This is a genomic window from Embleya sp. NPDC055664, assembly GCF_053618075.1.
Genome location: NZ_JBSHGZ010000025.1, coordinates 62,409 through 79,225 on the forward strand (window position 1 = coordinate 62,409; position 16,817 = coordinate 79,225).

At 71.0% G+C, this 16,817-nt stretch carries 17 protein-coding genes; 5 read left to right on the plus strand and 12 right to left on the minus strand.

Annotated elements, in window-relative coordinates:
* Nucleotides 1-92: 92 nt before the first annotated feature.
* Nucleotides 93-1,613, plus strand: coding sequence for an MFS transporter (locus ACWGR4_RS31990; RefSeq protein WP_452132159.1), 1,521 nt, complete (start codon nucleotides 93-95; stop codon nucleotides 1,611-1,613).
* Between the two features lie 68 nt (nucleotides 1,614-1,681).
* On the opposite strand, the gene ACWGR4_RS31995 is transcribed toward ACWGR4_RS31990, so the two are convergent.
* Entirely contained in the window at nucleotides 1,682-2,221 is a 540-nt protein-coding gene (locus tag ACWGR4_RS31995) for a carboxymuconolactone decarboxylase family protein (protein WP_452132158.1), read from the minus strand.
* A gap of 155 nt (nucleotides 2,222-2,376) precedes the next feature.
* On the opposite strand from ACWGR4_RS31995, the gene ACWGR4_RS32000 reads away from it, so the two are divergent.
* Nucleotides 2,377-3,000 carry a MarR family winged helix-turn-helix transcriptional regulator gene (locus tag ACWGR4_RS32000; RefSeq protein WP_452132157.1) on the plus strand — a complete coding sequence of 208 codons (624 nt, stop codon included), beginning with the start codon at nucleotides 2,377-2,379 and terminating at the stop codon, nucleotides 2,998-3,000.
* 102 nt (nucleotides 3,001-3,102) lie between these two features.
* On the opposite strand, the gene ACWGR4_RS32005 is transcribed toward ACWGR4_RS32000, so the two are convergent.
* Nucleotides 3,103-4,077, minus strand: a complete 975-nt coding sequence (locus ACWGR4_RS32005; RefSeq protein WP_452132156.1) for a helix-turn-helix domain-containing protein — start codon at nucleotides 4,075-4,077, stop codon at nucleotides 3,103-3,105.
* Between the two features lie 115 nt (nucleotides 4,078-4,192).
* Between ACWGR4_RS32005 and ACWGR4_RS32010 the strand changes: the two genes are divergently transcribed.
* The gene (locus tag ACWGR4_RS32010) at nucleotides 4,193-6,217 is read left to right on the plus strand and encodes a WD40/YVTN/BNR-like repeat-containing protein (protein ID WP_452134286.1); all 2,025 of its coding nucleotides are present in this window, start codon (nucleotides 4,193-4,195) and stop codon (nucleotides 6,215-6,217) included.
* Between the two features lie 156 nt (nucleotides 6,218-6,373).
* On the opposite strand, the gene ACWGR4_RS32015 is transcribed toward ACWGR4_RS32010, so the two are convergent.
* Nucleotides 6,374-7,717, minus strand: coding sequence for a glycoside hydrolase family 18 protein (locus ACWGR4_RS32015; protein ID WP_452131910.1), 1,344 nt, complete (start codon nucleotides 7,715-7,717; stop codon nucleotides 6,374-6,376).
* A 260-nt stretch (nucleotides 7,718-7,977) separates the two neighbouring features.
* Here ACWGR4_RS32015 and ACWGR4_RS32020 point away from each other — a divergent pair, with 260 nt between their 5' ends.
* Nucleotides 7,978-8,118: a hypothetical protein gene (locus tag ACWGR4_RS32020; RefSeq protein ID WP_452131909.1), complete on the plus strand. Its 141-nt coding sequence runs from the start codon at nucleotides 7,978-7,980 to the stop codon at nucleotides 8,116-8,118.
* Nucleotides 8,119-8,272: 154 nt separating this feature from the next.
* On the opposite strand, the gene ACWGR4_RS32025 is transcribed toward ACWGR4_RS32020, so the two are convergent.
* The 5 genes from ACWGR4_RS32025 to ACWGR4_RS32045 form a co-directional block, all read right to left on the minus strand.
* On the minus strand, nucleotides 8,273-8,512 hold the full coding sequence (locus ACWGR4_RS32025) for a helix-turn-helix domain-containing protein (RefSeq protein ID WP_452131908.1): 240 nt from the start codon (nucleotides 8,510-8,512) through the stop codon (nucleotides 8,273-8,275).
* Nucleotides 8,512-9,003 carry a DUF2975 domain-containing protein gene (locus ACWGR4_RS32030; protein ID WP_452131907.1) on the minus strand — a complete coding sequence of 164 codons (492 nt, stop codon included), beginning with the start codon at nucleotides 9,001-9,003 and terminating at the stop codon, nucleotides 8,512-8,514. Before ACWGR4_RS32030 ends, ACWGR4_RS32025 begins: the two co-directional genes overlap by 1 nt.
* Before the next feature lie 78 nt (nucleotides 9,004-9,081).
* The gene (locus ACWGR4_RS32035) at nucleotides 9,082-11,142 is read right to left on the minus strand and encodes an ABC transporter ATP-binding protein (protein WP_452131906.1); all 2,061 of its coding nucleotides are present in this window, start codon (nucleotides 11,140-11,142) and stop codon (nucleotides 9,082-9,084) included.
* 199 nt (nucleotides 11,143-11,341) lie between these two features.
* Nucleotides 11,342-11,593, minus strand: a complete 252-nt coding sequence (locus tag ACWGR4_RS32040; RefSeq protein ID WP_452131905.1) for a hypothetical protein — start codon at nucleotides 11,591-11,593, stop codon at nucleotides 11,342-11,344.
* A 53-nt stretch (nucleotides 11,594-11,646) separates the two neighbouring features.
* A complete protein-coding gene (locus tag ACWGR4_RS32045; RefSeq protein WP_452131904.1) occupies nucleotides 11,647-12,693 on the minus strand; it encodes an LLM class flavin-dependent oxidoreductase in 1,047 nt (348 codons plus the stop codon).
* Nucleotides 12,694-12,901: 208 nt separating this feature from the next.
* On the opposite strand from ACWGR4_RS32045, the gene ACWGR4_RS32050 reads away from it, so the two are divergent.
* Nucleotides 12,902-13,204, plus strand: coding sequence for a hypothetical protein (locus tag ACWGR4_RS32050; protein WP_380010788.1), 303 nt, complete (start codon nucleotides 12,902-12,904; stop codon nucleotides 13,202-13,204).
* A 30-nt stretch (nucleotides 13,205-13,234) separates the two neighbouring features.
* On the opposite strand, the gene ACWGR4_RS32055 is transcribed toward ACWGR4_RS32050, so the two are convergent.
* The 4 genes from ACWGR4_RS32055 to ACWGR4_RS32070 form a co-directional block, all read right to left on the minus strand.
* Complete coding sequence (locus ACWGR4_RS32055; protein ID WP_452131903.1) at nucleotides 13,235-13,597, minus strand: zinc ribbon domain-containing protein YjdM; 363 nt, start codon at nucleotides 13,595-13,597, stop codon at nucleotides 13,235-13,237.
* 59 nt (nucleotides 13,598-13,656) lie between these two features.
* Complete coding sequence (locus ACWGR4_RS32060) at nucleotides 13,657-13,983, minus strand: hypothetical protein (RefSeq protein ID WP_452131902.1); 327 nt, start codon at nucleotides 13,981-13,983, stop codon at nucleotides 13,657-13,659.
* A complete protein-coding gene (locus ACWGR4_RS32065) occupies nucleotides 13,977-15,620 on the minus strand; it encodes a SulP family inorganic anion transporter (RefSeq protein WP_452131912.1) in 1,644 nt (547 codons plus the stop codon). The genes ACWGR4_RS32060 and ACWGR4_RS32065 overlap by 7 nt, the downstream gene beginning before the upstream one ends.
* A 231-nt stretch (nucleotides 15,621-15,851) precedes the next feature.
* Nucleotides 15,852-16,214 carry an ArsR/SmtB family transcription factor gene (locus ACWGR4_RS32070; protein WP_380010779.1) on the minus strand — a complete coding sequence of 121 codons (363 nt, stop codon included), beginning with the start codon at nucleotides 16,212-16,214 and terminating at the stop codon, nucleotides 15,852-15,854.
* Between the last annotated feature and the right edge of the window lie 603 nt (nucleotides 16,215-16,817).

The window sequence follows — 16,817 nt, forward strand, 5'->3', positions numbered from 1 at the left end:
GCGCATGGATTTCGCTCCGGTTTCGCTCGGATTCCCCTGCGGATTCTGCGCGGAACCGGGTGAATCGTGCACAGAGAAATGAGACCCACGCAATGAAACGCTCCGCCACCGCCTCCGCCGAAACGGGTGACACCCCGTCCGGAAGACGCGCCACCCTCCTGTTCCTCGCGTTGGCCGTCACGGCGATGGCCGTCGCGGCACTGGAGAGCCTGATCCTTCCCGCGTTGCCGATGCTGCAGAGCGATCTGGACATCAGGCCCGCCAAGGCCGCGACGTGGGCGGTCGCGCTGACCGTCAGCGCCGCCGTCTCGACTCCTCTGGCCGGCAGCCTCGCCGATCTCCACGGTCCGCGCCGGACCATGGCGGGCGTACTGTTCCTGGTCACCTGCGGTGGCCTCGTATCGGCCGCGGCGCACTCCTACACGATGTTCCTGGTCGGCCAGATCCTGATGGGCACCGGCACGGGAGTCATCCCGATCGGCTTCGTGGTGCTGCGTTCGCTGTACGCGCCCGATCGGCTGAAGGTGCCGATGGGCATGTTCATGGCGGCGATCACGGTGGGCAACTGCGCGGGCGTGCTGTTCGCCGGACCGATCGCGAATTCGCTGTCCCGGGCCTGGATGTACGCCCTCCCGACACTGTGCGCGGCGGCCGGGGGCGGGCTGTTCCACCTGACCGCCGCCGGGCTGCGGACGCCGGTGTCCGAGGTGGCGCGGCCGGGCGGGAAGGCGGGCCCCTCCCGGGTCGACTGGCCCGGTGCGGCGACCCTCGCCGTCGGATTGGCGCTGCTGTTCATCTGGCTCGACCGGGCACCCAAGGACGGCTGGGGCGCCGCGACGAGCCTGGCCCTGGTGGCGTCGTCGGTCGTGGTCCTCGTCGGATGGGTGTACGTGGAGAACCGGGTCGTGCATGCGATGGTGGCACCGATGCTGCTCCGCCGACGCGGTATTCGGGGCCCGGTGAGCGTCGGCGTGGCACAGGGCTGGATCTACGGCATGGTCGTCTACCTCGTCCCGCAACTACTGGCCCTGCCCAAGGCCACGGGCCTGGGGCTCGGTGCGAATGCCTCCGAGATCGGCTACTACCTCTGTGCGGCTCTGGCCGCGGCGGTGCTGAGTTCACCGCTCGCCGGCCTCGCGGCCCGACACGTGGGCAGCCGGGCCGTCGCCGGCGTGGGCATGGTGTCGCTCGCCGTCGGCGCGCTGACTCTGGCCTATCACCATGAGCCATGGCAGATCGTGTGCGGACTGGTGCTGACCGGGATCGGCGCGGCGGCCGGCTCGACGGCGATCTTCGTCGTCGCGGCCTCGGCCGTGGCGCCCGAACAGGTCGGTGTCGCCACCGCCTTGACCACCGTCGCCCGGGCGCTCGGCGGGGCGGTCGGGACCCAGGTGGCCGCACTGATCATGACCCACAACCCGATACTCGTTCCGGGCCGACCGCCCTCCGACGAGGGTTTCCGGATCGCATATCTGACCGCCATGGCCATCGCGGTGGCCGCCGTCGGCCTCGTGTTCGCCTTCCCCCGCGACGCCCCGGCGCGCCCGGCTCGATCGTGGGTGCGAGTGCGCGCCGCGGCCCCGTCCTCGCTCCCGGACGGCCCCCCGGCGTAGCGCGCCCGTGCGTCCCGGTGCGGTTGGGGCGCCGGTGGCCGCCCCAACCGCCGTGGCCGGCTCGGGACTTACCCGGGCAGTGCGACCGGCGGGAAGTCGACCTCGGTGCGGCCGACCGAGTTGAAGTAGTTGGTGAACACGTTGAGCGCGACCGCGCCGATGATTTCGCCGATCTCGCCGTCGTCGTAACCCGCCGTGCGTATGTCGGCGAGTTCGGCGTCGGACACGAAGCCCTTCGTACGCAACACCGCCCGCGCGAAGCGCAGCGCCGCGGCTGCCTTCGGGTCGGACGCCCCGGCGTGGCCGCCCGACGCCAGGTCCGCGTCGCTCACCCCGGCGTGGGCGCCGAGTACGTGGTGCGCGGCGTAGCAGTACTCGCACGCGTTCTCGGCGGCCGAGACCAGCGCGATCTGCTCGCGCAGCGCGCCCGACAGCGATCCCTTGGCGAGCGCGCCGGCGAAGGAGAGGTAGCCGTCGAGGACGGCGGGCGATACGGCCATCGCCCGCATCATGTTCGGCGTCACGCCGAGGGCGCTTTCCACCTTCGCGAGCAGGCGGCGGGCATCGGGGGCGGCGGTGGCCGGGTCGACCATGGACAGACGGGACATGGCGGGAACTCCTCGACTGGGTATGCGAAACCGGACCTTCGGCAGTGTGCGCCGAAGGACTGTTGGCAGTGCCAAATATAGTTGGCACTGCCTAGAATGCAAGAGACGGGGCGATCCGGAACGGGAAGAAGAAACGAAAGAGAGGCAGCACGCCGATGGACGGACCACCGGGGCTCTCGCCCACCGAGCACCTGCTGCTCGGCCTGACCCGGCTCGGCCAGGCGGTGCGCCTGACGGCCTGGCACAACGGCGGTCCGGCGAAGCTGAGTCCGTTGCAGGCCGACATCCTGCTGTACCTGGCCGCGGACATCCGACCGCGCAGGCAGGGCGAGATCGTCAAGGCGCTCGCCTCCACGCCGCCGACGGTCAGCGACGCGATGCGTGCGCTCACCTCGAAGGGCCTCGTCGACCGCCGGCGCGATCCGGTCGACACGCGCGCGGTGACGCTGACCCTGACGGACGCCGGCCGGGCGGAGGCGGATCGGCTCGGCGTCGTCCCCGCGCCGCTGCGCGAGGCCCTCGACGCGCTGTCGGACGCCGATGTCGCGGCGATGTTGCGCGGAACCACCACGATGATCAAGGTGTTGCAGGAGCACGACGCGATCCCGGTCTCGCGTACGTGCGTGACGTGCCGCTTCTTCCGACCGGACGCGCACCCGCAGGACCCGGACCGCCCCCACCACTGCGCGTTCGTCGACGCACCGTTCGGGCCGGGCGAACTACGCGTGGACTGCGCGGACCACGAACCGGCGGACGCCGGACCGGAGGAGGCCCGGTGAGCGGCCGGACGTACGCGGGATCGGCGACGGCCCATCGGCCGTGAGCGCCCCGTGCGAGGCCCGGTGTGAGCGCCCCTGTGCGAGCGCCCCACGTGAACTCCCCTATACCCAGCCGCGCCGCACCGCCTGTACACCTGCCTGGAACCGGTTCTCCGCGCCCAACTCGTCGAGGAGCACCCGCATTCGCCGCCGCAGGCTCCGGGTGCTGATGCCCAGTTGCCGGGCGATCGTCTCGTCCTTGAGTCCGGACAGCAGCAGGTTCAGGATCCGTCGGTCCTCCGCGTCGAGCGGGTCGCCCGCCGACTCGGAGCCGGCGGCGGTGAGGGGGACGGCCTGGGTCCAGAGCCCTTCGAACAGGGTGACCAGGGCGTCGACGAGGGTGGTGCCCCGGATGACCACGCTGCGGATGATGGGCGGATCGAGGTGCAGGGGCAGCAGGGCGATCCGGCGATCGGCGACGGACATCTTCAGCGGGACGTCGGCGAGGACCCGGGCCTCCTCGCCGGCCTGCGACAGGCCGGACACGACGTCCAGGTTCCCGGGTATCTCGAACGACTCGGGGGCGTAGATCGTGCGGTACCGAACCCCGCGGCCCAGCAGGGTGTGTTGGAGTGGGTTGCCGTGGGCCAGGACGTACGGCGGCCGGTCCAGGCTCATGATCTCCTCGGTGGCCTCCTGCTGGAGCCGAGCGAACCACCGGCCGAGTTCGTCGGCGCTGGTCAGCAGTTCGACGCCTTCGCCGGGGCGGGCGGTCTCGCCGAGCGCGCGGTAGACGGCCTCGAGTTCGGCGGCCGTCTCGGTGACCCGGCCGAGGTCGGCGTGCGCGTTGCGGACCAGGGCGGCGAGGGCGGCGGTGGGGCTGACGGCCGCCCACCGGGTGGGGCGGCCCGAGAGCCGGCTGACCAGACCGTGGCCGCGCAGCCGAGCGAGGGCCGACTGCAGCCGCTCGGCGCCCGAGCCGGTGCGCTCCGCCAAGTCGCGCACAGTGACCGGCGGTCCGGCCAAAACGGTGCGATAGACCCGCTCGTCGAACGGCGCGACCCCGACGGCGCCGAACACCAACTCGTCATTTTCCATGGCGAGCGAGCATGGCCGATTCCGGCGCCGGCCGCAACCGGCCGGCGGCCACACCTGGCCGACCCTCGGGAGCCGCGACTACAAAGAGCACACCACCGGCCCCATGGGAGACGGCATGTTCAACGCACAACATTCACGGTCGAGTTCAGCGAAGGTGTCCCGGCGCCGACTACTCCTGATCGCCACGGTGGCCTTCGGCACCGTGTTCGGCGCGTTCGGCACGGTGCCCGCCGGAGCGGAACCCGCGGACTCCGCCGACCCGCCGACGACCCTGGCCACCCGGGGCAACGAATGGCGGCAGGTCGGCCCGAACGGCACCGGCGGCAAACTGGCGTTCACCCCCGCCCGGCCCGAACGGGCCTACGTGCAGACCCCGATCGGCAACGTCGTCTTCCGATCCGACGACCGGGGTACCACCTGGCAGCAGAGCAACGAACTGCCGGTGGACGCCACGGACGCCGGCGGCATCGCGGCCGGCCCGCTGCGGCCCGACGTGGTGTTCGCGGGCGGTGTGGAGAAGGAGCACTGGCGCGGGTACGTGCTGCGCAGCACCGACGCCGGCAAAACGTTCACCCGGGTGCTGGACACCCCGGGCGGGATCAGCGGCGTCGTGTTCGACCCGACCGGCGCGCGGCTGTACGCGACGGGCGCCGAGGGTGTGCACGTGACCACCGACAACGGCAACACCTGGAAGCTGCTGGCCGGTGCCCCCGCCGACGCGCGCAACCCGAAGTTCACCGACGGCGACCTGTACTTCACCGCCGGCGCCGACGTCTGGGTGCTGCGCCGAGGCGCGCGGACCCCGGTGAAGCTGCCCCGTCCCGGCTCGACCGGCGCGGGCGTCGATCAGTTCACCGGCACCGGTGGCACCCTGGTCGCCAGGGGCGACCTGCAGGTCGCGCAGGTCTCCACCGACCGGGGCGCGCACTGGCGGGCGCTGCGCGGGCCGTGGGGCACCGACGTGGTGGTCCTGGCCGCGGTCGTGGACGGCTCGGGCCGGCTGCACGTCCAGGTCAACCAGTCCACCGGTGAGATGCAGCAGTGGGGCAGCCGCGACAACGGCCGCACCTGGCGCCCCGAGGCGGGCCTGGCCCGCGTCGACCTGTACGAGAGCATCGGCACGTTTCCCGGACGGCCCGGCACGGACGTCATCTCGGCAGGCGCGGGCATCTACACCACCGACGACCACCAGTCCTTCCGCCGGATCGGCGTGCCCGGCTCCGAGGTGTTGTCGCTGACCGTCGCCCAGGGCAAGTCGGGCCCGGCGATCGTCGCGGGCACCATGACCGGCACCTACCAGTCGTCCGCGCCCCTGAAGAGCCGGCTGCCGCGCGGGTACCAGGAATGGGGCTTCTCCGGCTCGGCGCCGCACACCGTGGGCAACCGGATCGACGGCCTGGCCACCGATCCGTCGAACCCCTCGACGGTGTACCGGGTACGCAACACCTGCACCTTCGATCAACCCTGCTTCTACCTGGAGAAGTCGACCGACGCGGGCGTGCGGTGGACCATCACGCAAACGGCCGTACCGGGCAAGGCACTCGGCATCGCGGTCAGCCCCGGTGACCCGAAGCGGCTGTACATCGCCACCCACTCGCCGTCGGCCGTGTACACCAGCAACGACGGCGGCGAGTCCCTGGTCCAGAACGGGCAGGACGACCTGAACGGCTTCACCAGCGTCGCCGTCGACCCGGTCGACCCCGACAGCGCCTGGCTCGGCGGCCCGGACGGGCTGTTCCGCACCACCGACGGCGGCGTCACCCTGACCAAGCTCCTCGACGGCTGGGTGAGCGCGATCGCGCTGAACCCGCGCACCCCGGGCCACGCGGTCATCGCCGCCAGGGACGCGCTGTACGTGACCACCGACGGCGGGAAGAACCTGACGAAGGCGGCCGGCGACCTGAGCGGTTACCTGAGTTCGCTGGCGTTCACCCCGGACGGCTCGACGGTGTTCGCGGGCTCGCACGAATACCATTCCCCGGCCCTCGGAGTGCTCCGCAGCACCGACGGCGGCCACACCTGGGGCTCGATCACGAAGAACCTGCCGGAACCGTCGGTTTCGTCGCTGACCGTATCGCCCGACGGCCGGTGGCTGTTCGCGGGCACGACCTACGGAAGCGTGCACCGACTGGCGGTGTAACCACCCTCCGAACGCGAACGCGCCGCCCCTGCCCGAACTCCCGCGCAGGGGCGGCGCGTTGGTGTCATCCAGGGGCGCCGATCACTGCGATGCCCGACGCGCGCCGCCCATGGTGACCCCCAAGTCGGCTTGCCCGAAGCATGTTTCTCGGACGCCCTAGCGGCGCAGGCCGCGGTCCAGTGCGGCTACGGCGCTTCCGTGCGAATCGTCGCCGTCCAGGGCCCAGATCATCACGCCGGCCAGGTCGTTACGGCGCGTGTAGCGGGCCTTGGCGGTCAGGACTTCGGAGTTGTCGAAGCTGTAGAAGGTGTCGCCGTCGTACTTCCACGAGGCGCCGTGGACGCGGTCGACGTAGGTCCTGCCGGGGCGGGCGCCGAGTTCCTTGTAGGTGAGGTCCGGTGCGGTGCCGGTGGCCTTCTGGTAGAGGCCGTTGCGCTCGCCCGCCGGAACGCCGGTCCATCCGTGGCCGTAGAACGGGACGCCCAGGACCGTCTTCCCGGACGGCAGGCCGAGTCGGGCGTAGTGGTCGACGGCCTTGTCGGCGCTGCGTTGGCGGACGTCGGGGTCAGTGGGGTCGGAGTACAGGTTGGCGTGGTGGTTGGCGGGGCCCTTGGCCTCCCAGCTGCCGTGGAGGTCGTAGGTCATGAGGTTGATGTAGTCGACCGCGGCGGAGACCGCGGGGATCTCCAGGCGGTCGGCGACCACGGAACTGGCCGGCAGGGCAGCGGTCAGCAGGTAGTGCCGGGGCTTGCCGTGGGCCTGGGCCTTGGCGCGCTGTGCGGCGTACTCGTCGAGCTGCCTGCGGAACTCGGCCATCAGCAGGGTGAAGTTGCGGCCGTCCTCGGGGCGCGAGACGTTGCCCTCCGCGCCGCCGCCACCCGGATACTCCCAGTCGACGTCGATGCCGTCGAAGACACCCTCGGCGGCGCCGGGGCCGCCTTCAGGGGCGCCGTCGAGCCTCGGCACGTTGCCCTTGATGTAGAGGTCGACGCAGGAGGAGACGAACTTCCTGCGTGACTCGTCGGTGGCGGCCGCGTCGGAGAAGTACTTGGACCAGGCCCAGCCGCCGAGCGAGATGACGGTACTGAGCTGCCGGTTCTCGCCCTTCAGTTTGCGCAGTTGGTTGAAGTGGCCCTTGAGCGCCTGGTCGGGCGCGTCGGCCACGCCGTCCACCGACTGGGCGGCGGTGAACGGACGTTGGTAGTCGTCGTAGGCGTAGCCCTGGCCCTCGACGTTGGCCTCGAAACAGGTCCCCTCGGCGGAGACGTTGCCGAAGGCGTAGTTGATGATGGTCAGCTTCGCTGCCTGGCCGGTCTCCTGAACACGTTTGGCGGAGCTGTCGGCGCCCCACTGGGTGAAGTAGCCGATCCGCTGGCCCTTCGGCTTCGGGCCGTGGGACCCGTGGCCGGCGACGTTCGCGGCGTGCGCGGTGGTGGTGGCGGTGGCCAGCAGCACGGCGGCGGTGACGGCCGCGAGCAGACCGGAGGGACGAACGGGCATACACGATCTCCTGGTTCCGGCGGTGCGTCCATACGCCAGGGGGCAGGCGTAGCAGAGGTCTAGTCCATTCGGGTGCACCCGGACAAGGGATTCGTGCGGATCGACGCACGATGCAAAACGGCGACCCGTCCGTCCGGCACCCCGCGCGGTGGCCGCACACGTCGCCTTGGGCCCGCGATGCCGGCGCCGGTGGAGTCCGACGCTGCAACTGACGGGACCTGCTCGCCGCCTGCCTCGTCGATCCGGACCAGGACGTACGCGTGGAGGCGGCAGCTCGGCTCGCCCAGCGCGACGACCCGCGTGGCGACGAGATCCTGTGCGGCTTGGCCTCCGCCGACGAGGAGTCCCCCTATTACCGGCTGCTTTACGACGTGTACCGGCACCACGCGTCGCGCCGCTGAACACCGACGCCGCTGCCCCGGTCGACGCCCGGTCAGCTCGGTGTGGGGGCGAGGCCGAGTTGTTCGAGGAAGGTCAGTTGGTTCCCTGCTTGCCGCGCCCGTGGACCACCGCGCCGGACGATCTTCCGGGCCCGCACGTCGGCCCTGGGACACGTCATCCGTCCGTGACGACCGCGACGTCCGCGGCGTCCTCGGCCTCCCAGCGCAGCAGGTCGCCCGGCTGGCATTCGAGCACGTCGCAGAGTGCGGCGAGCGTCGCGAAGCGGACCGCCTTGGCGCGGCCGTTCTTGAGTACCGCCAGGTTGGCGGGCGTGATCCCCACGCGGTCCGCCAGCTCGCCGACGGACATCTTCCGCTTGGCGAGCATCACGTCGATGTCGACGGTGATCGGCATCAGATCACCGCGTCCAACTCGGCCTGCATCCGCGCCGCCTCGACGTCGCGCGCGACGGCCTGGGCGAGCAACATCCGCAGTACGAGTACGACGAGCGCGACCCCCAGGATGGCCACGCCGATCCCGCCCATGATCACGGTGACGCCCGGGTCGTCCCGCTGACCCGGCGCATTGAGGGCCGTGACCGTGAACCACAAAAGGGCGGTTGCCACGATCGCGCCGATCACGCCGTCCACGTACCGGAAGGCGTCATGGGAGAACACGGTTCCGCGTCGCACCATCGTCACCAGCCGCCACACGCAGACCAGAGCGACCTGGACCGACACCATGCCCAGGATCGTGATCACGCGCAGCGGGTTCAGCGGAAGCGACCCGTCCTCCGGGTCGTTCCCGCCGATCAACGCCCACACCATCGCTGCCTGTACGAACACGGTGCTGGCGAGCACCACCGCGAGTACGGCGCGCAAGGCATGCACGGCCGGCTTTCCCATGGCCCACCCCTTCCATCGAATTACGATAGGAATCTATCGACTATCGATAGGTGAAGCAAGCGTCGCCGAGGGTGCGGGTCAGCCCGGTGGCTGAGCTGTGTTGTGTCCGCTGCCGTTGTGTCCGGTTTCGTATTGATTGGCTTGCATGTGGTACATCGTGGCGTAGCGGCCCTCGTGGGCGAGGAGTTCGTGGTGGGTGCCGTGTTCGATGAGGGCGCCGTGGTCGAGGACGTAGATGTGGTCGGCGAGGCGGGTGCCGGCGAGGCGGTGGGTGATGAGGATGACGGTGCGTCCGGAGTCGGCGAGGGCGCGGATGCGTTCGAACGCGGCGATTTCGGCCCTGGCGTCGAGGGCGGAGGTGGGTTCGTCGGCGATGATGAGGTCGGCGTCGCGGTAGACGCCGCGGCCCAGGAGGATGCGTTGCCATTGTCCGCCGGACAGGGCCACTCCGCCGACGTAGGAGCGGTCGAGGAGGGTGTGCCATTTCCTCGGGAGCTCGTCGATGACCCGGTCGGCCTCGGCGTATCGGGCGGCGGCTTCGAGCGCGGGATCCGGGGTGGGCCCCGGGCGTTCCGGGGCGGTGTCGGGGTGTGCCCGTGGGCCGGGCACGGTCGTGGCGACGCCGTCCGTGGTGTGCCCTTGCGTCGTGGGGCGGCCGATGCGGATGTTGGCGGCGGCGGTGAACGGCCATTCGGTGAAGGACTGGGAGATCAGGGCGACGCGGCCGAAGAGTTGGTCGCGGTCCAGGGTGGTGTCGTCGATGCCGTCCCAGCGGATGTGCCCGGACTGCGGTCGGTACAGCCCCGCGATGATCTTTGCCAGGGTGGACTTGCCGGAGCCGTTCTCGCCGACGAGCGCGATGACTTGGCCGCGTTCGATGGTCAGGGAGACGGCGTCGACGGCGGGGGTGTCGCGGCCGGGATAGGTGTAGGTGACGTCGTCGAGCCGGATACGGTCGGGGAACCGCTCCACGGGCAGGCCGCCGCGCGGGATGGCGTGTTCGTCGGCGAGTGCGCAGGCGCGTTCGAGATCCTGGACGAACAGCGATTGTTTGTAAGTCTGTTGCACCTGTTCGACGAGTCGGGTCAGTGCTCCGGTGCCGGTGCGGATCGCCAGGACCGCGGTGCCGGACGCGGCCAGCCCGGTGCGCCCGGTCCAGGTCAGCCAACCCAGCACGACGTATGTCACGCCCGTGGCCAGCCCCGCCAGGGCGGCGGACAGCAGGCCGGTGACGGCTTCGGCGCGCGCGAGTCGGCTCTCCTCGGCCTCGCCGGCCGCGGCCATCCGCTCGAAGTGTTCCACCAGGTAGTCGCCGACTCCGTGTACGCGGACCTCGGGACCGGACCCGAGGTGCCGCAGATGCCACGCGACTTCGCCCTGTTGCCGGTTGTGGTCGATCCACTTTTGCACGGAGGCGTAGCGCCGGCGCGCATCGCGGACCGCGCCCCAAGCCTGGGGAACGGTGATCAACGCGAGGAGCGGCAGCAGCACCGGATGCAGCACGGCGAGTACGGTTGCGGCGGCGGCGAGGGAAATCAACGCGTTGGCGATGCCGATCGTGTACGAGATCATCCGCCGGGAGGCATCGGTACCCCAACTTGCCGACTGCAGCAGGCGTTTGAAGTCACCGTCCTCCAGGGTGGCCATCTCCACCCTGGCCGTCTTGCTCAGCAGTGACGTCTCGGCGACACGTTCGAGTTTGGGCTCCAGACGTCCGGCCGCGCCGGTGGAGAGCGCCTGCAGCAACGACACGACCACCCCGGACGCGGCCAGCGCCAACAGGGCCGGCAACGCGGCCCGTACCCGGTCCGGAGTGGCGCCCTGGGCGAACAACCGCACCAGGACCTGATTGGTGGCCAGCAGGCTGAACGCTCCGGCCACACCCCGCCCGAGTTCGGCGAGACCGACCGCCGACAACGCCCGGGGGTCGGTGCGCCAGGCCAGCCGTACCGACGCCGCGACCAGCCGGGGAAGTTGCCGGAACGTGCCGAGCAGCGACAGCTGCAGGTGCGCGTCCTGATGCGCGAACGCGCCATGATTGTGGGCGAGTTTGCCACCGAAGAGTTCCTCGCCACTGGCCACGCCGCGGGCGATGGTCTCGGCGGCCGGGTCACGACGACGTCGGGAGGATCGGTTCACGGCCTCCACGGTGGGCGGTTCGACGCATCGACGGCAACGGGGTTTTCGGGCGGAGACACCTTCGAGGGGAATGGCAGCGAGCCGCGGGAGAGCGGGCAGGGGCCACGACGCCGGGATTTCGTGCCCGCCGTCGGCGCCGTCGCCGCGGCATCGTGACCCCAGAGTTCACCCTTTCGAGGCAACGATTGACGGCGGTCGGTCAGCCGGTTCGGTAGCCGTCGTAGATGTAGCCATATCCGGAGGACCAACCCGTACGCCACCACTGCTTGCCGTACTTGTCGACGCACGAGCCGTCGATCAACTGCGGGCTGGAGAAGGCGGCGTAGACCTGGGAGCTGCCCAGGGGCTTGGCGTGCAGGGGGGTGTCCGGCTTGAAGTACATGTACTGGTTCGCGATGGAGCGGCACGACCAGTCGGCCGCGGCGTTCGCGGTGGCGGGCGTGATCCCCACGGCGGCCGCTACGGCGGTGGTGACCAGTAACGCCTTGATCGGGCTGTGCGGTGTCAGGGCAGAAGCCGGGCGATTTCGGCCATTTCCGCCTCGGGGTTCACCACGGGCTGGATCACGAGTTCCTCGACCCCCGACTTCTCCAGCGCGTCGATCCGCTCTCGGAGTTCGTCCCTGGTACCGATCAGACCGAACCTGTCCACCAGTGATGGCACGACGAGATCGCGCTCCTCGGGGGACAGCCGGCCGAGATAGTTGTGGTAGAGCGTGTGGTGGCGATTGGGGTCGGTGGCGGTGGTGCCGCGTAGGTGGAGCAGGCGGTCGACAGCCGCGGACTCCTCCTGCGGCAGGGCCGCGCGGAAGGCCGGGTCCTCCACGGCGAGGAGCAGTGCGCTCACCGCGATGTGCCCCATCGCGTCCTTGACGGCATCGCCGTACCGGTCCTCACCGTCGCCGAGGACGTACAGGGAGGAGACGAGGTACGTATGCGCCTTCTCGCTGTTGCCCGCGTCCCGTGCCGCTGCCCGGCGGGCCCGGCCGAGCGCGGACCAGGCCTCGGGAGCGTGCAGTGCGAAGGAGATCATTCCCGTACCCAGGCGACCGGCGACGGCGGCAACCTTCGGGCCGAACGCGGCCACGACGAACTCCACCGGGTCCTCGGTGTTGACGTAGCCGTCGACGTGCAGGAAGCGCACCCTGCTCGACCGGGTTCCCTCGTGATGGTCCGACTCGCGGCCCGCGGTGAGATCCTGCAAGGCGGCCGTGAACGACTCGAGTTCGACCGTCTTGGCCGGCCGCATGCCCAGCGTGCGGCGTGCGGTGTTGCCGGTGCCGACCCCGCAGACGACGCGGTCGGGAGCGAGGGCGTTGAGACTGCCGAGCGCCGCAGCCGCGGCGGGCGCGGAGCGCAGCGCCGGTGAGGTGACCCCGATACCGAGTTTGATCCGGCTGGTGGACTTGGCGCAGAGCGCGAGGGCGACGAACGGATCACCGTGGACCATCGGCGTGTCGTATACCCAGAAACTGCTGAAACCGAGTTCCTCCGCGCGGGCGGCCAGGTGCTCCAGACCCGGGCGTGCGGTCGTGATGATGCCGATCCGCATGCGATCCCTCTCGCCGTCGGGTGCCACCGGCTGGGATCGTTCCCTGTCGGCCCGCGCCTACACGCCGACCCTGGCGGACCGGAGCCTCGGCCGACCTCGGGTGGCGGCTTTGCGAGTCCGGAGCGCCGGCGGGACCCTGGAGGTGGCAGGGGCCGCTGTCCCGCGGCCGGCGGCCCGCCCGTCACTACGAACGCCGAGGGCCGGAGCAATGACATTCATCCAGATCATCGAATACCGGACGACCCGCATCGACGAGTTCGACGCCGCCCTGGACGACTGGGTCGCCAAAAACGAAGGTCACCGCATCGCGACGCGCGCTGCGCAGACCCGCGACCTCGACCGGGAGAACGTGTATCTGAACATCGTGGAATTCCCGTCCCACGAACTGGCAATGGAGAACTCCAACCGCCCGGAGACGGCCGAATTCGCGGCGCGGTTGGCCGAGCTGTGCGACGGGCAGCCCACGTTCCGCAACCTCGACGTGCTGCGCGTCCGCGAATTCGAGAGCTGAGCGGGGCCGCGACTTGGTGCAGGGTCGGGTTCAGGCCTTCTTGACGACGCCGGACTTGAGTTGCATGGGTCCGAATCCGTCGATCCTGCAGTCGATGTCGTGGCCGTCCACGCCGTTCACCAGGCGGATGTTGCGCACCTTGGTGCCGGCCTTGATCCCGGTCGGGCTGCCCTTGACCTTCAGTGTTTTGATCACCGTCACGGTGTCGCCGTCGGCGAGCGTGTTGCCGACCGCGTCCTTGATCGGCGCATCCGAGGTGTCGGCGGCGGGTGCGCCGGACGTGGGCGACCATTCGTGGCCGCATTCGGGACAGATCAGCAACGCGCCCATCTCGTAGGTGTGGGCGCCGGTGCACTCGGGGCAGTTCGGCAGGGTCTGGGTTGCATCGCTCATCGGTGGTCTTTCCTTGCCTTGTTCTTGGCCTTGTTCGCGAGGGGGCGACGCGGGGGCGGTCAGCCGCGACCGCTGAAGTGGATGTAGAGCCAGATTCCGCCGCCGATCAGGTGCGTTCCGAAGGTGAATACGAGGAGCCAGACGATGATGCCTCGCTCCATCTCCTTCTGGGTCTGCCGTCTGCCGACGGGGCGTGGCGGGGTGGGGCGTTCCGCGTTCGTGTCGTCGGGAGGCATGGCTATTCTCCGATCCGATCGCTCGGGATTGGGGGCGTCGGCGAGGATGTCCTCGACGATGTCGGTGGCGGCGGGCGACACGTGGATGCGCACGCCGAAGGCGGGGTTGGCGTTCGGGTGGTCGCGGCCGGCGAGATCGCGGTTCAGCACGGCAGCGTCCGCGCGGCGGGGTCGGCGCCGAACGGGGCGGGCCGGTCGTGGGGCTGCCCGATGAGGGTCCGCGCGTACTCGATGGCGGCCGGGGTGTCGGGCAGGATCCGCCGGTCGCGGCGCAGGTGCTCGGCCACTCCCAGGGTGGCGAGGATGTCGTCGTGGGCGGGCTTGATCCCGGAGAGCAGGACGGTGATGCCACGCTGTTCGAGTTTGTCGACGGCATCGCCCAGGACGCCGGCGCCGGTGGCGTCCAACGCGGTGACGCGGGACATCCGCAGGATGACCACCCGCACGTCGGTGACCTCGGACAACTCCAGCAGGAAGCGGTGGGCCGCGGCGAAGAACAGCGGCCCGTCGAGGCGATAGGCCACGATGTGCGCTTCGAGGAGGGCGCGTTCCTCGTCGGTGTGGTCGCTCGTGTCCAACGGGACCTGTTCGAGGCGGGCGGTGCGCGCGACGGAGCGCAGGGCCAGGATCACGGCGAGGCCGATGCCCACCGCGACGGCGGTGACCAGGTCCAGGGCGACGGTGACGACGAAGGTCAGCGCCAGGACGAGGGCGTCGGGGCGGGTGGAGCGGGCCAGGGCGCGCAGCGCGGAGACCTCGACCATGCGCACGCAGGTCGCCAGGAGGACACCGGCGAGGGCGGCCAGCGGGATGTGGGCGACGAGGGAGGCGGCGGTGAACACGATGACGGCCAGCGCGACGGCGTGGGTCAGGGCGGCCAGGCGTGACGTGGCGCCGGCGCGTACGTTCACGGCGGTGCGGGCGATGGCCGCGGTGGCCGGGACGCCGCCGAACAGCGGTACGGCGAGGTTCGCCACCCCCTGGCCGAACAACTCCCGGTCGGGGTCGTGCCGTTGCCCCACCGTCATGCCGTCGGCCACGGTCGCCGAGAGCAGGCTCTCCAGCGCGGCCAGCGCCGCGACCGCCGCGGCCGAGGGCAGCAGGGAGACCAGGAGGGAGGTGTCCAGGAAGCCCAGCGAGGGCGCGGGCAGCCCCGCGGGCAGGTCCCCGATCGGCGTCAGCGGCAGGTCCGCGGACCACGCCAGGGCCGTCGCCGCCGCCACGGCGACCAGGGAGAACGGGATCGCCGGACGCCATCGCGCCCCCAGGAGCATGACGGCGGCGACCGCCAGGGCCGTGACCGGCGCGGCGGCGGTGGGCCGGTCGAGCCAGCGGGAGGCGGCGTCGGCGGCGCTCTGCCAGACCTTGTCGCCGTCGGCGTGGGCTATGCCGAGCGCGGCGGGGACCTGTTGCAGGGCTATCACCACGGCGATACCGGCGGTGAACCCCTCGATCACGGGCGCCGGCAGGAACGCGGCGAGCCGGCCGAGCCGCAGGACGGCCAGCAGCACGAGGATCAGCCCGGCGAGGAGGCCGACCATCAGGACGCCGTCGGTGCCGTGCGCGGCGACCACCGGGACCAGGACGACGGTCATCGCCCCGGTCGGGCCCGACACCTGGAGGTTGGACCCGCCGAAGACGGCGGCCAGGGCGCCGGCCACGATCGCGGTGACCAGCCCGGCCTGGGCGCCCAGTCCCGAGGCCACGCCGAACGCCAGCGCCAGCGGCAGCGCGACCACCGCGACGGTCAGGCCGGCGACCAGGTCGCGTCCGGGGGAGCGGCGCATGCTGCGCAGGTCGCCGCGTCCGGGCAGCAGGGCGAGCCGGCCGGCGACCCGTGTCCCGACCGCGGGAGGAGGGGTGTCCCGCGCGGGGTGGGGTGCCTGCCGCCGGTCGTTCATGGTGGGGAACCTCGTTCCTGGAAGGTGCGCCGTGCCGATGCCCCGCGGGCCGCCCGTGGCCGGGCGTTCGTCCCCGGCGGCCGTCGTGCGGGTGGGCGGCTCCGGATGCGGTCCGACTCAGCCCCGGGATGGCCCGGGGGAGACCTCGCGCGTGGTTGCGCGCAGGTCCTGGAGGAGTTCCATCTGTTCGGTGAGCAGCCCGGTCAGGATGCCGCGCGCGACCGCGAGCAGTTCGCTCACCTGGGGGCTGGTGAGGGTGTAGTAGACCGTCGACCCCTCCCGGCGGCTGACCACCACCAGGTTGGCGCGGCGCAGCACGGCCAGCTGCTGGGACAGCCGCGACGCCTCGATGCCGACTTCGGGAAGCATCTCGGCGACGGAGTGCTCGCGTTCACTGAGCAGTTCCAGGACGCGGATGCGGGCCGGGTGCCCGAGCGTCTTGAAGAACTCGGCCTTCAGTTCGTACAGGGGGGTACTCACCGCTTCACGTCCTTCCCGGGGGTCACGGTGCGAGGGGGTGCGGCCGCGGTGACCGCCGCGTGGCGGCCGGGCTGCTCGCGTGGGTGTGGGTGTGGGTGTGTGGTGGGCACGGATGGTCCTCGTGTCTGTGCTCGTGTGTGCTCGTGCACTTGGGTCGTGGGAGGGTTCCCGGCGCATCGAGTTCGCGCACGGTGGGGCGGGGGCGGCCACGCAACCGCCGCTGCCTTCAGCGGCCCACAGGCCGCGTACGCACGCCGCAGTGGCTCCGTCGGGTTCCGGCTCACCGGCCCCGTGGTCGGCAGCACGTCCGCGCGCCGCTGCGGCGCGACGATCCGCAGCCCGTACCGCTCCGCGCCGCACACCGGTCCGATCCTCGCGCCGATCTCGATCGCGCGGCCGTTTCGCGAGCCCGCGTCCACACGGCGCACCTGAACAGATCCCCCCAGCTTCCCGGCATCCGCGTCCACCTCCCTCTCGGGTCGCTCCCGTGCCGACTCGGCAACACGAGACCTAAGCCCGACGAAGACGATAGCTTAGCAATTGATAAGATTGGCAACTGCGGCAAGTGTCAGGAGATGGAGGGGCGTACAACGAACGCATTCG

What these genes read in the sequence shown, in the direction of transcription:
- ACWGR4_RS32030 (WP_452131907.1), bottom strand. Translation starts at nt 9,003, where the DNA reads ATGGGAAAGCCGGCCGTGCATGCCTTGCGCGCCGTACTCGCGGTGGTG.
- ACWGR4_RS31990 (WP_452132159.1), top strand. Translation starts at nt 93, where the DNA reads ATGAAACGCTCCGCCACCGCCTCCGCCGAAACGGGTGACACCCCGTCC.
- ACWGR4_RS32005 (WP_452132156.1), bottom strand. Translation starts at nt 4,077, where the DNA reads ATGGAAAATGACGAGTTGGTGTTCGGCGCCGTCGGGGTCGCGCCGTTC.
- ACWGR4_RS32065 (WP_452131912.1), bottom strand. Translation starts at nt 15,620, where the DNA reads ATGCGCCGCTCCCCCGGACGCGACCTGGTCGCCGGCCTGACCGTCGCG.
- ACWGR4_RS32025 (WP_452131908.1), bottom strand. Translation starts at nt 8,512, where the DNA reads ATGCCGATCACCGTCGACATCGACGTGATGCTCGCCAAGCGGAAGATG.
- ACWGR4_RS32000 (WP_452132157.1), top strand. Translation starts at nt 2,377, where the DNA reads ATGGACGGACCACCGGGGCTCTCGCCCACCGAGCACCTGCTGCTCGGC.
- ACWGR4_RS32045 (WP_452131904.1), bottom strand. Translation starts at nt 12,693, where the DNA reads ATGCGGATCGGCATCATCACGACCGCACGCCCGGGTCTGGAGCACCTG.
- ACWGR4_RS32055 (WP_452131903.1), bottom strand. Translation starts at nt 13,597, where the DNA reads ATGAGCGATGCAACCCAGACCCTGCCGAACTGCCCCGAGTGCACCGGC.
- ACWGR4_RS32050 (WP_380010788.1), top strand. Translation starts at nt 12,902, where the DNA reads ATGACATTCATCCAGATCATCGAATACCGGACGACCCGCATCGACGAG.
- ACWGR4_RS31995 (WP_452132158.1), bottom strand. Translation starts at nt 2,221, where the DNA reads ATGTCCCGTCTGTCCATGGTCGACCCGGCCACCGCCGCCCCCGATGCC.
- ACWGR4_RS32015 (WP_452131910.1), bottom strand. Translation starts at nt 7,717, where the DNA reads ATGCCCGTTCGTCCCTCCGGTCTGCTCGCGGCCGTCACCGCCGCCGTG.
- ACWGR4_RS32010 (WP_452134286.1), top strand. Translation starts at nt 4,193, where the DNA reads ATGTTCAACGCACAACATTCACGGTCGAGTTCAGCGAAGGTGTCCCGG.